Source organism: Butyrivibrio sp. YAB3001 (assembly GCF_900112195.1).
Classification (GTDB): Bacteria; Bacillota; Clostridia; order Lachnospirales; family Lachnospiraceae; genus Butyrivibrio.
Genome location: NZ_FOKR01000003.1, coordinates 126,674 through 141,431 on the forward strand (window position 1 = coordinate 126,674; position 14,758 = coordinate 141,431).

Sequence of the window (14,758 nt, forward strand, 5' to 3'; positions counted from 1 at the left end):
CTATTTTTCACACTACCTGAACCTGACAGCTCTTCATGGTTGTAAGCGCTGCCTCATGCGCTGATGGTGTAACTCCTGCACAGCACTTTGCATCCACGGATACAGGTATCTCCCTACAAAATGCTTTTATCAAAAGAGCATTGCTGACTACACAAATATCAGTACAAACACCAATTAGTTCTACCTGCAGCTCTCCATCATTTTCCTCAGCTTCTTTTTTTATGAATTCTGCAAGTTCAGTACTTCCAAAGGTTGGTTTATTGTAGATTGTTGCCCCCTTTGTGAACTCTGTAAGCTCAGGAATTATTTCCCATCCTTCAGTTCCCTCAAAGCAATGTGGCACCGGTAAATTCTTCCCTTCCTGAGTTTCCATATAATTGTCATGGTGTGTATCTCTGGTAAAAATAACCTTGCCATCAAAATTCTTAACCTTTTCTACTACATTGGGAACGATTTCTTTTGCCTCTTTACTCCCCAGTGCACCTGTAACAAAATCATTCTGCATATCTACTACAACTAGTACTTTATCCATAATCCATCTCCTCCTATGTATGAATATGTATCTGCAGGTCTTCCTCTACCTATAGAAACTGAACCGGTCTTCTTTATAAGCCCATGCTCAATATAAGTATTCATTTGATATTTAGTAAAATTCCCTCTGTTAACTTCCATTCCAAGTACTGCCTGATATTTCTGCCTGAGTAAACCTGAAGTAAAGTTCTTGGTATCTTCCAGAAATTTAAAAATTATGTCTGTATATTCAAGTTTGCTTCTAAGCCTGTCTACCGCTATTTTCAGCATCTTGTCATGATCAAAACCCAGGTTCGTACTGATAAAACTCTCCTCCTCGTCCATAGCCCCATCTGTCTCATTTGTCAGAGGACAAAGTTTAAAGCTTCCGACATTTGAAGGTGTAATGCTAAACCATTTCATCCATGGCACCTTAACCATATGTTCATTTGGTATCACGCCTATATATGCTATTGAAATAACTCTTTCCCTCGGATCCCTGTTTATTTCTGAAAAAGTCTGTAGCTGTTCAGTATAGATATTGCTTTTTAACTCAAGTTTATCTGACAACAGCCTTTCTACTGCTCCCTCTGCCGATTCGTTTTCATGAATGAAAGTTCCCGGAAGAGAAAAACTTCCCTCAAACGGTTCCTGATCTCTCTTAGTCAGGCACACTGAAAGCTTCTCGTTAATTACAGAAAACAATAATAGATCTACCGTTACATAGGGATGCTTATAATCAGTCAGCATGATATCATCTCCATTCCCTTTCTATTTTTTGTTTCATTTTTTTATTTATTATAATACCATCATTTTCTCACTTGTCAATGATTATGTTTCATTTTTATATTTATTGTTTTATAACGTAAAAAAATCCCCACCGGAAAGCTCTGACAAGAGTTATCCGGTAGGGATTAATCTTTATTTCTTCTTATTAACTTTAACTATTTTACTTGTAACTATGCTGCCGTCCTGACCTGTAATTTCACACTTAATCTTAAAGCTTAACCATTTCTCCTTTACAGGCATTGTAAGTTTATTTGTAGTAGCACCTTTTACTGTTGATCCCCAGGTTGTTTTCCAGGTCTTTCCATTGTTGGTACTATACATCCACTTATAACTCTTTGCTCCTGTTGCTGTAACTTCAAAAGTAGCCTTTTTGCCTACTGCTGCTGTTACATTTACAGGCTGTTTAGTGATTGTTGGCTTTGCTTTTACCTTTACGATGTTACTGCTTATGGTGCTGCCGTCTTTACCTGTAACGTCACACTTAATCTGATAGTTTAGCCACTTCTCATTTACAGGCATTGTAAGCTTATTTGTAGTAGCACCTTTTACTGTTGATCCCCAGGTTGTTTTCCAGGTTTTTCCCTTATTGGTACTATACATCCACTTATAGCTCTTAGCTCCGGTTGCTGTTACTTCAAAGTTTGCCTTTTTGCCTACTGCTGCTGTTACATCTACAGGCTGTTTAGTGATTGTTGGTTTTGCTTTTACCTTTACGATGTTACTGTTTATGGTACTTCCGTTCTGACCTGTAACCTCGCATCTAATCTGATAATTTAGCCATTTCTCCTTTACAGGTATTGTAAGCTTATTTGTAGTAGTACCTTTTACTGATGAATCCCATGATGTATCCCAGGTTTTTCCCTTGTTGGTACTATACATCCATTTATAGCTCTTTGCTCCGGTTGCTGTAACTTCAAAGGTTGCCTTTTTACCTACTGCTATTGTTACATCTGCAGGCTGATTAGTTATTGTTGGCTTTGCTTTTACCTTTACAATGTTACTGCTTATAGTGCTTCCATCCTGACCTTTAACCTCACACTTAATCTGGAAGCCCAGCCATTTCTCCTTTACAGGTATTGTAAGCTTATTTGTAGTAGCACCTTTTACAGATGATGCCCAGGTTGTTTTCCAGGTATTGCCATTGTTGGTACTAAACATCCATTTATAGCTCTTGGCTCCAGTTGCCGCAACTTCAAAGGTTGCCTTTTTACCTACTGCTGCTGTTACATCTACAGGCTGTTTGGTGATTGTTGGTTTTCCTTTTACCATTACAATGTTACTGTTTATGGTACTGTCATCCTGACCTGTGATCATGCATCTAAACTTATTGCCGAGTACATTTTCTTTTACCGGAACTGTCAACTTATTAGTTGTTGTTCCTGTTTCTGATGCTGACCAATCTGTTCTCCATGTACTTCCATTATCAGTCGTAAACTGCCACTGGTAACTCTTTGCTCCTGTTGCAGCTACTTCAAAAGAAACATTCTCTCCAACTGCCGCTGTTACATCTACAGGCTGCTTGGTAATTGTTGGTTTTACTTTTACAATTACAGTGTTACTGTTTATGGTACTGCCGTTCTGACCTTTGATCACACATCTAAACTTATAGCCGAGTACGTTTTCTTTTACCGGAACTGTCAACTTATTGGTTGTTGTTCCTGTTTCTGATGCTGACCAGTCTGTTTTCCATGTACTTCCATTATTGGTTGTATACTGCCACTGGTAACTCTTTGCTCCTGTTGCAGTTACTTCAAAAGAAACTTTTTCTCCAACTGCTGCAGCTACATTTGCAGGCTGCTTTGTTATCTTTAACGGAGTATTATCACATGTAAACTCCTGTGTATAAATCACTTTTTCACTTGGAAGCTTATCGGAAGATGAAAAATCCATAACATGGAAGCATCCAACTGATACACCGACAAGCGCTTTTTCAACATCTTTCTTTCCATTTAAAAGTATTGAATCATAATATGAAGACTGCTTCCAATATCCCAAAGCATCTTCAGGAGTTTTTACAGTTGATAAATTAACGCTTAATTCTTTACCATCTTTCCATTTACCAGTCGCCAAGTACCAAAAATCACCATTTGGACGAATACTGGTATTTTGTACACTACACTCTAACGCTCTATTATCAGATTCTTTTTGTAAATTGCTGTTATACTTTAGCTCGCCAAGTCCATTTTCTTTACGGTACTTATTAGTAAGCTCAAATACTTTTTGCGCATCTTCATGGTCAAAATATCCTTTAACCTCTTTCACAGAGCCATCTTCATAAGTCACCTTATATGTTTCGTAAGGATGAATATCATATGATTCAATAAGTGTATTGCAATAGTTGCAACGCTTTTCTATACATCCCCAGGTTGTGCTTGTTGCTTCTTTGGTTGTAACATACACTGGTTTGATGCTCTTTCCGTCAAGGTATCCCGTATGTACGCAGGCACTTGGAACAATTTTCCACTGTGCATAAAGAGTTATTGTCTGATAATTGCTGGTAGCCAGATTACGAACAGTTGCTTTATCTTTATAAGACGTTCCGGTTCCGTCAGCTTTGGTATTCCAACCAACAAAGGTATTGTATTCCTTTGTCAAAGTACATGCGGGAAGCACATAACTTTGTGAGTTTACACATCCCGTCATAAGTGACATATGGCCACTTCCGCCATTGCTATTAAAACTAATGTAATAAGATATTTTTGTTTTAGGCTCTGCCGCAACCACATCACTGGTTAATGTTTTGCCGTCAACGCCTGTTACTACACATCTGAATCTGTAATCATAAAAATCTTCAGAAGTAATCTTGACCGATAAAGTATTTGTCTTATTTCCTGTCTGACTTGCACTACGCCAGGAATTAGTTCCTACTGTGCTATATTCCCACTGATAACTCTTGGCTCCCTTGGCAGTAACCTTGAAAACAGCAGTTTCATTAAGTTCAACAGTGACATTTACAGGCTGCTTTTTTAACTCTAAAGTAGGATTCTCCCTTTCAGAATCCACATCTGCGGTAGTAAACTGCTGAGTCCAGGAAATTTTTTCCTTAGGAACGCCTGATGGATCAGAAAAATCCAATGTATGGAAGCATCCTACTGAAGAACCAACGTAAGGTGTTTTACCATCATCTTTTTCCTTCAAAAGAATAGATTTATACAAGCTGTAACTTTTCCAGCAATCTATAACCTCTTGTGGAGTATCATACTCATTCGTTCTTAACTCTCCACCGTCTGCCCACTCATCTACTAATGTTTCCCATCCTTTTCCATCTGGGCGATATACATTTAAACCGGCTTTAACCTCAAGTGTCCTTAAATCAGATTCATCCTGAGTGCTGTCATTATATACAAGTTCATCAAGTCCGTTTTCCTTGCGGTATTTATTAGTAAGCTCCCATAACTCACGTGCAGCATCATGATCAAAGTATCCCTTAAGCTCTTGTACGGTACCGTCTTTTAATGTAACTTTATAGGTTTCATAAGGGTGAACTTTATGTGTTTCAATTAACTGATCACAAAAATCGCATATTTCCTCGTATTCGCCCCATTCAGTAGCGGTAGCTTCCTTGGTCACAACATATTTTTTCCCAATAGCCTTACCATTCACATGTCCGCTGTGTTTTCCATCTTTGCAGGCTTCTTTGTCAACTTCCCACTGGGCATAAAGAGTTACTGTTTCGCCATCAACTTTAGTAAGGTCCTTGACAACTTCTTCATCCCCATACGCTGTACCAGAACCATCTTTTTTTGTATTCCAGCCCTTAAAAACACTATATTTTCTGGTAAAAATATTTTTTCTAAGAGTGTATGGAACACCACTTTCAAAGTCGCTCTGAGTATAGACAAATGTTGATGCCCCATTTCCATCATACTCGATATTATAATGGATAACAGGTTCATCCTCTTCAGTGATAAAGTCCTTATCGCTTAAAGTAATCTCATCTAAATAACCGCCATACAAAGAGAGTGTGTCTGAATCGTAGGCATATTTTATATCCTGAGGTTCTGAATATGAACCAGAGCCATATATAACGCGCTTCCTATTGATAACATACCCGTTATTAACATCTCCGGACTTATAACCCTTCATGAAAAGAGCAGTATGCCCGCCCTCTATCTTATCTGTATCGCAGTTTGTTACATCGACAAGGTAATTAACTCCATTGAAGCTAACCACATTCCATCTATGACCCTCACCATCCATATCTCCTGTAACACAGTTAACTATTACATCGTTTTCAAAGGTACTAAGATCACACAAATACTGGAATGCTTTTGCGTAACCCTCACAGACTACATTGGTATCCGGATTGTTATCGAATACATAAATAAGTTCTCGTGGATTACTGTCCCTTTTTGAGGTAACATAATCCGCTGCATGATGATCATAGGATACCATGCTACATATTATTTCTTTAAAGGCAAGAAGTTTCTCATAATCACCAAGGTCAGCATATCTGTCTGCTATCTCTTTAGCATTGGTAGCTGCTATACTGGTAGCACTTGTCTTGGCAGTATCAGCCTTATAAACGTAATAAGAAGAAGTTGAACCCTCCTCAAAAACCGCATAGGCTGCAGAAACCTGTAAAGAAATACTATATTTTCTCGCACGTAAATATCCATCTCTGGTTGCTGTAGTATCTGTTATAGGCTTTGTCTCTCCTTCAGTGGAAAATGACTGTTGCGAAACTCCCACACTGAATGTTCTTCCAAACCAATATAAAAGCTCTGGATGGTCAGAGTACAATGCATTTACTACTTTTTTACCATCGAGATTTATTTGAGCATCCAATTCATCTTCAGCCTGTTTTTGTTTTGATTCATTAATCGTTGGAACCCAACAATTATCAGTAAGGGTACAATCATACAAATCTTCAACCAGCATTTCAGATTTATCTTCCAAACCTAATTCTGCAGGTGTAAAAGAATAATCAGTATTACTGGCATTTCCGCTTGCTATATCTTCTATCAAAGATAGTGCCTTATCATATATAACTTTTTCAGTGTCACTTAATTTATCATATGCCAAGGCTTTCCTAAAAAGCATTGTTCCGATAAAAGCATCTGAACGCTCATAATAATCCACACCTAATTCTCTGTCTACATATTTTGCAAACAGGTCATCTTCATCTCTCATATTATCAAGCTGCTGCTCTTCAAGCTCAATATCCACATATTCTTCAGAATCTATTGAAGAAGCGTCAGAATTAGTGATTTCTTTTTCTGAATCATCTTTCTTAGTATCATCTGTATCAGAATCTTCTTTCTTAGAATCTTCTGTCAAATCATCTGCTGTATCTTCTTCATTCTCTTCGTCTGATATGCCTTCTTCCTCCTCAGCATTTTCAGATGTCTCAGCATCATCTTCTGTTATATTATCTTCCGCTGTGTTATCTTCTGACGCGCTGTCTTCTGCTGTATTTTCTTCTGTTGCGCCATCTTCTGTTGTATTATCTTCTGACGTGTTGTCTTCTGTTGTGTTATCTTCTGCTATATTTTCTTCTGCTGTATTTTCTTCTGTTGTATTTTCTTCTAATATTTCATCCAGGAGTAACAGTTCTTCTTTATCACCGGGATTTTCCTGGGCAAATACCTGTAATGGATATGTCAAAGACATAATTCCTGCTAATATAATTGAGAGTATCCTTTTTTTCATGTCAATCCTTTCTGTCAATCGGCAAAGAAATAATAGGTGCATTGACGCAAATGCGTCAAGATTATAACACACTATACCAAAGGAACGTCAACATGTTTTCAGGGAATACCCCCAGTATTTTAGCCGTTTTTGAGATATTTTTTTACCAGTGATTTCAAAATTGCAAACTTTATTTCAAAACATTTATAGAAAAGCTCAACAATAAGTGTTATCATTTTTACGCATATATCATAAAAATACATTTGCATCTAAGGAGAGGCATTATGGCAGAACTACCAATAATTAAAGATCGTGGAAAAACAATAATAAGAACCAGTTTAGTAGGAATCGTTGTAAATCTGCTCCTAGCTGGCTTTAAATTCTCTATCGGAGTAATATCCGGTTCTATAGCTATTATGATGGATGCAGTAAACAATCTAAGTGACACTCTTTCATCTATCATAACTATAGTCGGCACAAATCTTGCAGGAAAGGCGCCTGATAAAAAGCACCCACTTGGCTATGGAAGAATTGAGTACATGAGTGCTCTTTCTATATCTTTGATAATACTCTATGCGGGCATTACTTCCTTTGTGGAATCCGTAAAGGCAATAATACATCCGGAAACACCAAACTATTCAACTATAGCACTTATAATTGTGGCAATAGCCGTAATTGTAAAATTGCTTCTTGGTCAGTTTTTTATAAGCACAGGCAAAGAAATCAAGTCTGAATCCCTTATCGCATCTGGAACTGATGCAAGATTTGACTCGATAATATCACTTGCTACTTTAGTTGCTGCTTTTATTTATATTTTCACAGGATTATCTCTTGAATCATGGCTTGCCTCTATCATTTCAGTATTGCTCGTAAAAACAGGTCTCGAAATGCTGCGTGATACCATGAGTCAGATTCTTGGAGAAAGGATTGATTCAGCAACCTCCAAAGCGGTAAAGAGTACGATTTTATCAATAGAGGGCGTAACAGGAGCTTATGATCTGTTTTTTAGCGATTATGGTCCTGACAGAGTTTTTGCTTCAGTTCATGTAGAAATCCCCGACACCTATACAGCTGATAAAATAGATATTCTGACAAGACAGATAACAGAGAAAGTTTATGAAAAGCACAATATCTCAATAATTTCTGTAGGTATATATTCAGTAAACACCAAAAATGATCATGCGCAAAAGATAAGAACAGACATTGCCAAGATTGTAAAAAGCCACAGCGGAATTCTTCAAATGCATGGATTTTTCATTGATTTTGAGAAAAAAATCATTCGCTTTGACCTTGTTGTAGAATTTCTTCCTAACAGACAGGAAGTATTTAACAGTACAATAAAAGATATTCAGACTCACTATCCTGACTACTCAGTATTTGCAAATATGGACGTAAGTTATAGTGATTAAATTTAAAATAGCTGTTGTACCTCAAATCAGGTACAACAGCTATTATTTATTTCTTTACTTAACAACAATATTTACGATACGTCCCGGAACGTAGATTTCTTTAACAATTGTCTTTCCTTCAAGTTTATCAGCAATCAGCTCTTTTCCTTTAGCGATTACTTCATCCTTAGGATCTTCCTTACCAATGTTAAGAGTTGCCTTTACCTTACCATTTATCTGAACAGCAATCTCTACTGTGCTTTCAACAGTCTTAGCCTCGTCAAACTCAGGCCACTTCTGCTGATAAAGATATCCTTCACCGCCAATTAACTGCCAGATTTCCTCAGTAATATGTGGTGCAACAGGATTAAGCAGAGTAATAAGTGTTCTGTACTCGCCCTTAGTAACTGCATTCTTCTTATAAAAATCATTGATAAGAGCCATCATTGCAGCGATTCCGGTATTGTACTTAAGGCTTTCAAAGTCAGATGAAACCTTCTTTATTGTCTGATGCATCTTAGTCTCAAGATCCTTAGAGAATCCTTCTTCAGAAGTCATAATATCCTGAAGCTTCCATACTCTCTCAAGGAATCTGCGGCATCCCTTAACGCCATCCTCAGACCAGCTTGCTGCAAGATCAAACGCGCCGATGAACATCTCATATGTACGAAGTGTATCTGCACCGTAATCTCTAACGATATCATCAGGGTTAACAACGTTACCCCTTGATTTACTCATCTTCTCACCATTTTCACCAAGAATCATTCCGTGAGATGTTCTCTTCTGATATGGTTCAGGAGTTGTTACTACGCCCTGATCATAAAGGAATTTGTGCCAGAATCTTGAATAAAGAAGGTGAAGTGTAGTATGCTCCATACCTCCGTTATACCAGTCAACAGGCATCCAGTACTTAAGAGCTTCTTTGCTTGCAAGCTCATTCTTATTATCAGGATCACAATATCTAAGGAAATACCATGATGAACCAGCCCACTGAGGCATAGTATCAGTCTCTCTCTTAGCAGGACCTCCACAGCAAGGGCAGGTTGTGTTTACCCAATCAGTCATTGCTGCAAGTGGTGACTCACCATTATCTGTAGGTTCATAGCTCTCAACCTCAGGCAAAAGAAGTGGAAGCTCTGATTCCTTAAGCGCAACAAATCCGCACTTGTCGCAGTGAACGATAGGAATAGGCTCGCCCCAATAACGCTGACGAGAGAATACCCAGTCACGAAGCTTATAGTTAACCTTAGCGTGACCGATCTTCTTTTCCTCAAGGAATTCAATCATCTTTTTCTTAGCATCCTCAACTGAAAGTCCATCAAGGAAACCTGAATTAACAAGCACGCCTGTAGCAACGTCTGTAAATGCTGCTGCGTTTACGTCTACTTCCTCTCCATCCTTGGCAACAACCTGAATGATAGGAAGATTAAATTTCTTGGCAAATTCCCAGTCTCTGTCATCATGAGCAGGTACAGCCATGATAGCGCCTGTTCCATAGCTCATAAGTACATAATCTGAAACCCAGATAGGAATCTCTTTTCCTGTAACAGGGTTAACAGCTCTCAGGCCATCAACCTCAACACCAGTCTTATCCTTGGCAAGTTCAGCACGTTCAAAATCAGACTTCTTGGCTGCTTCTTCACGATATACCTCAATTGCATCAAAGTTGTTGATCTTGTCCTTGTATTTATCAAGATATGGATGTTCAGGTGAAACTACCATATATGTAGCGCCAAACAAAGTATCACATCTTGTTGTATATACTGTAAGCTTATCTTCTGTTCCGGCAATCTCAAAATCAACCTCTGCTCCGGTACTTCTGCCGATCCAGTTCTTCTGAGATACCTTAACTCTCTCGATATAATCAACACTGTCAAGACCATCAATAAGCTTGTCAGCGTACTCTGTGATCTTGAGCATCCATTCGCTCTTAACCTTACGAACTACAGGAGATCCGCATCTCTCACAAACACCATTTACTACTTCCTCGTTTGCAAGACCTACCTTACAGGATGTGCACCAGTTAATAGGCATTTCCTTCTTGTAAGCAAGACCTTCGTTGAAAAGCTTAAGGAATATCCATTGAGTCCAGTGATAATAATCAGGATCAGTTGTGTTAATCTCTCTGTCCCAGTCAAAAGAATATCCAAGAGAATGGAGCTGCTCCTTAAATCTCTTAACATTATTGGCTGTAACGATCTTAGGATGTATATGGTTCTTAATAGCATAGTTCTCAGTTGGTAGTCCAAATGCATCCCACCCCATTGGATATAGGACATTATATCCCTGCATTCTGCGCTTTCTTGCCACAATATCAAGTGCTGTATATGGACGTGGATGTCCAACATGAAGTCCCTGTCCTGATGGATATGGGAATTCTACAAGCGCATAGAACTTGGGCTTGCTATAATCATTTGTTGCTGCAAAGGCCTTATTATCATCCCAGACCTTCTGCCATTTCTGCTCGACTGCATGGTGGTTATAAACTTCTGACATACTATGCTCCTTCAAAAACAATAAATTATTTAACTATCTCTCTACCAGGAAAAGCAATTGCTCCCTGCCGGAGTTCCAAATGGCAAATTGCCATATATACTACAAAATTTTACCACAGGTTATTTAGTTGTCAAATATACCTTGGAAAACTGTGTAAGTTCACATTTATCCACTCTATAAATTACATCTGTAAAGCTTCGCACATAAATATAGAGAAATAGCCCAAGAACCAGTGTTGCTGCAAGATAAATCTCTTTTTTCTTTATATCTCCATGTCTACTGCCAATAAAAAGAAATAGCAATAAGATTATCAGTGTCAATCCCCCTGATATCATAAGCGCAAAGGGAAGATTTCCTATCGTATCCTGCGTAACCTCTACTCCCGTCATATCAAAAGCAATATTCATGGAATAAAGAGAGTGTACATAACTGTCAACTCCATCCATCGCAGGGGAAATAAAACACACAAAGCAAACAAGCAGACATAGATGGCAAATGCCGGTAGCAAAAAGAAATCCTGAAATTCTTTTATCATTTTCCTTACTCATGCCTGAAAAAACAGCACTTATTCCAACAAACATCAGTATTGAATAACTGCTCTCCAGATACCTGCCAAATACCAGATGATCACACCTTTCAACCATCGTTCCATCCCAGTATCCATACAAAGTTTCAAAGAAAAAGAGTATCCCGAGAGCAAACGCTCCGGCGAAAAATAAAAATCCTGTTACAGAGATAATATCCTGCGCCTGCAGCTTACTTTTTTTGCCAAATAGAAATTTAGCCACCAGATAAATAATAACTACTAATCCCAAAAGGGTTATTCCAAATCCTGATGTTGACGCATTAAACAGCCAACCGACGATAGTTTTTGCTATAACCTTAAGGCCACTTGCAGAAAAGATTTTCTTATAAATCTCAATATCCAAAAACATGGCAAGTGTGTTATATTTTGGCTTAACTCCAAGATATACCACATTCTTTTCCCAGGAATCGATTATTCTATCAAGAAAAATAAATCCGCCTAAAGAAATAGCAAAAACTGGAACGCTGACAATACATTTTCTCATGCGAACGCTTATAGCCACAACAGAAATAACTGTTGCAATCACCATGACTATGCCCCTTTGATGACACATAAATGCGTATACAGGAGCACACGCCAAAAGTATGCTGTAAATAATTCTTTCTGCCCTTGTTATCTCTTCATCCGAAGCGCAGCTAAGCTTTAATATCAGTGCAATTACTATCCATGGAATCAGAAAAAGAACAGGTTCTGCCCAGGTATACTTGCTGTAAAGAAGAACCGAGGGCATCATTCCGGAAACCAAAGAAATCATCACAGCTATCCAGGATACGTTAAGTTCTATTTGTTTTCCAAATAAGCTCCAATTATGCCTTTTTGAAAATTCTTTAGTTTCATTAAAACCAAATCTATACTTTGTGCATATCCTATATATAAGAACCGGAACAAACGATGTCAGAGCGCTACCCATTATAAGCATTGCCCTATATCTTATAACCGGATTCTTAAATAACACAAAAACAGGCAGATAAAAACATGTCTGCCCGTATTTGTAAAAGAAGCCTTCCGTCGCCATAAACTCTCTGAAATCCACACCTGCAAGGAATGCAGCTGTAGACATGGTACCCAGCGCATCCTCCACAGGAGGAGCAGAAAGAAACAGCGCCGGAACAGCTGAAATTATGAAGTTAATTAAATAAATTATTAGTCCCATATCACTTTGAAGAATCCAAATCAGAATCACGCAAGTATGTACTCGTCACATAACTTCTGATTAAATACCATCATCCGCATCTTCCTCATCTTCAGCTTCAAGTTCTGCATCGTCCTGAGCTTCGTCAGCATTATCAGCGTCATCTCCTTCATCATCTGCCTGATCCTGTGCTGCTTCACCATCCTGCGCCTGAGCTTCTCCGCCGTCCTGAGTCTGATCTGCATTTTCCTGCTGAGCAGCATCCGCATCTTCCTGTGTCTGCTCATCTTCCTGCGTCTGCTCATCTTCCTGCGTCTGCTCATCAGCATTTTCTTCTGTCTGAGTCTCTTCGCCTTCCTGGTTTTCCAGATTTTCTTCACCCTCTGTAGTTACGCCATTTTCGCCTTCAAGTGTCTCCTCTGTTGTTTCTTCCTGCACTTCTTCAGGCTTTTCAATGAAGTATCTGTAAATCTTGGTTCCGCCATGTTCTATAGTAATTTTCTCTGATGCTCCAATATAAAGATAATTGTCATGATAAGCACCTTCCTCAGTATCGTTTCCAAACTTTGAAGGATCGATCACATCACCAATATTAACATTTATCAAATGTGACTGAGATTTATATTTCTTGGTGCTCTTTCCGGAATCAAGATAATTATCAATCTCATCTGAGATATCACGAACACGGTTGCCAAATTCATCTACAAGCCAGTCTTCGATAACCACATACTCACTTCCGGTTCTTCTCTCAAAGAGAATCTGAAGCTGTCTTGGGTAACTTCCCATAGCAGAAGTATCAGCCATTCTTGGCACGTAGTCATAGTTATAAGTGATATAATTGCTGACTTCAAGTCTGATGGTGCTTCCATCTGTAACACCTTGTGCAAAATCAGTAACATTCTCCTGCACAAGTTGTCCATCCACATAAAGGTTAAGAGCAGCCATCTTAGAAGTATTAGTGCTGACTTTTGCATCAACCTCGCAGTTAAGATTAACAACAGGTCCGAAATATCTGTAAACTGTTGTTCCTGCACCATCTACTGATTCACCTGCAGAGCCCAAATATGCATATCCTTCAATATATGAATCTGCTGCAGTATCACTTCCCCATGAAGAACCATCTACAACTTCTCCGGCTGTTACCATAACAGTTCTTGGAAGTTCCTTGTATTTTTTCTTACTTTTTCCATCTGCCAGATATTTATCAACCTGTTCAGTTATATTTCTAACCTTATTGCCTGCTTTATCAATAATCCAGTCTTCACAGGTAACTTCAGTATCCCCGTTTTTACTCACAAACGAAAGATCAACTTTTGTAAAGTTACCATCCTTAATTCCGACAACGTCGCCTTCACCTGCAAACTCATATGTAGGGAACACTCTGTTTAATACAATCTTGTACTGGCTGTTATAAGGAACCTTATCACAGTAATCGGAAACATTTTCAGCCACAAGCTCTCCATCCACATAAACATCGAAACTTGCAACCATTGAATCCGTAAGGTCTTTAGCTGATGGCTTGCTGCCATCCACCAAAAAGTTCACATCGATAACAGGATAGAAATATCTGTAAACCTTTGTTCCATCTCTCTTGACCTTAACTGTACCGGAATTTCCTACATACATATATGAAGAATGATAAGCCTTGTATGACTTGTCATTTCCCCATTTTTTAGGGTCAACCTTAGAACCTGCTTTGGTAGTTATTGTTCTGTCCTGTACCTTGTACTTCTTGGAACTCTTGCCGTTTTTAAGGAACTTGTCAACCTCTGAAGTAATATTCTTTATTCTGTTTCCTTCAGCATCTACAAGCCAGTCCTCACAAGTAACAGTTAATTGATTGCTCCAATTGGCTTTATAACTTAAATTTCCAAGTTTACCACCACTGATAACAAGATTTGTCTTGGCCTTTTTTCCATTTGAACCGGTCCATCCAACAAAACGATAGCCTTTTCTTGTAGGATTACCTATCGAAAAACTTCCAGTTGAGATTGAGTATGTCGTAACCAATGGTTCAGAACCATCGGCCAGATCCATTGTTATAGTATATGGCTTAAATACAGCATATAGCCCGCCAAACAGGACCAGTAAAAATACAATTACACATACCCCCATAAAAAGAGTACTGTTGAAAACATCTTTTCTTAACTTTTTCTTTACCAAAGCAGCATTATCAACGCTATCAATGTCACTTTTTTCTTTAAAAAACTTAAACTTTTTCATGCT

At 38.4% G+C, this 14,758-nt stretch carries 7 protein-coding genes; 1 reads left to right on the plus strand and 6 read right to left on the minus strand.

Annotated elements, in window-relative coordinates:
• Positions 1-7: 7 nt before the first annotated feature.
• The 3 genes from BM086_RS04045 to BM086_RS04055 all read right to left on the minus strand — a co-directional run bounded on the left by BM086_RS04045 (position 8) and on the right by BM086_RS04055 (position 6,951).
• Positions 8-532, minus strand: a complete 525-nt coding sequence (locus tag BM086_RS04045; RefSeq protein ID WP_175560093.1) for a cysteine hydrolase family protein — start codon at positions 530-532, stop codon at positions 8-10.
• Positions 517-1,260: an NUDIX hydrolase gene (locus tag BM086_RS04050; protein ID WP_092323842.1), complete on the minus strand. Its 744-nt coding sequence runs from the start codon at positions 1,258-1,260 to the stop codon at positions 517-519. The genes BM086_RS04045 and BM086_RS04050 overlap by 16 nt, the downstream gene beginning before the upstream one ends.
• Before the next feature lie 171 nt (positions 1,261-1,431).
• The gene (locus BM086_RS04055; RefSeq protein WP_175560094.1) at positions 1,432-6,951 is read right to left on the minus strand and encodes a CAP domain-containing protein; all 5,520 of its coding nucleotides are present in this window, start codon (positions 6,949-6,951) and stop codon (positions 1,432-1,434) included.
• Positions 6,952-7,214: 263 nt separating this feature from the next.
• Here BM086_RS04055 and BM086_RS04060 point away from each other — a divergent pair, with 263 nt between their 5' ends.
• Positions 7,215-8,339 (plus strand): cation diffusion facilitator family transporter, encoded by a 1,125-nt coding sequence (locus tag BM086_RS04060; RefSeq protein ID WP_092323848.1) that lies wholly within the window; start codon positions 7,215-7,217, stop codon positions 8,337-8,339.
• A 54-nt stretch (positions 8,340-8,393) separates the two neighbouring features.
• On the opposite strand, the gene leuS is transcribed toward BM086_RS04060, so the two are convergent.
• From leuS to BM086_RS04075, 3 genes are all read right to left on the minus strand, one after another.
• Entirely contained in the window at positions 8,394-10,814 is a 2,421-nt protein-coding gene (gene leuS, locus BM086_RS04065; protein ID WP_092323851.1) for a leucine--tRNA ligase, read from the minus strand.
• Between the two features lie 119 nt (positions 10,815-10,933).
• Positions 10,934-12,553 carry a hypothetical protein gene (locus tag BM086_RS04070; RefSeq protein ID WP_141107694.1) on the minus strand — a complete coding sequence of 540 codons (1,620 nt, stop codon included), beginning with the start codon at positions 12,551-12,553 and terminating at the stop codon, positions 10,934-10,936.
• A gap of 60 nt (positions 12,554-12,613) precedes the next feature.
• On the minus strand, positions 12,614-14,755 hold the full coding sequence (locus tag BM086_RS04075; RefSeq protein ID WP_092323857.1) for a hypothetical protein: 2,142 nt from the start codon (positions 14,753-14,755) through the stop codon (positions 12,614-12,616).
• Between the last annotated feature and the right edge of the window lie 3 nt (positions 14,756-14,758).

Coding starts and splice junctions, on each gene's coding strand:
- BM086_RS04045 (WP_175560093.1), bottom strand. CDS start 532: ATGGATAAAGTACTAGTTGTAGTAGATATGCAGAATGATTTTGTTACA.
- BM086_RS04050 (WP_092323842.1), bottom strand. CDS start 1,260: ATGCTGACTGATTATAAGCATCCCTATGTAACGGTAGATCTATTATTG.
- BM086_RS04055 (WP_175560094.1), bottom strand. CDS start 6,951: ATGAAAAAAAGGATACTCTCAATTATATTAGCAGGAATTATGTCTTTG.
- BM086_RS04060 (WP_092323848.1), top strand. CDS start 7,215: ATGGCAGAACTACCAATAATTAAAGATCGTGGAAAAACAATAATAAGA.
- leuS (WP_092323851.1), bottom strand. CDS start 10,814: ATGTCAGAAGTTTATAACCACCATGCAGTCGAGCAGAAATGGCAGAAG.
- BM086_RS04070 (WP_141107694.1), bottom strand. CDS start 12,553: ATGGGACTAATAATTTATTTAATTAACTTCATAATTTCAGCTGTTCCG.
- BM086_RS04075 (WP_092323857.1), bottom strand. CDS start 14,755: ATGAAAAAGTTTAAGTTTTTTAAAGAAAAAAGTGACATTGATAGCGTT.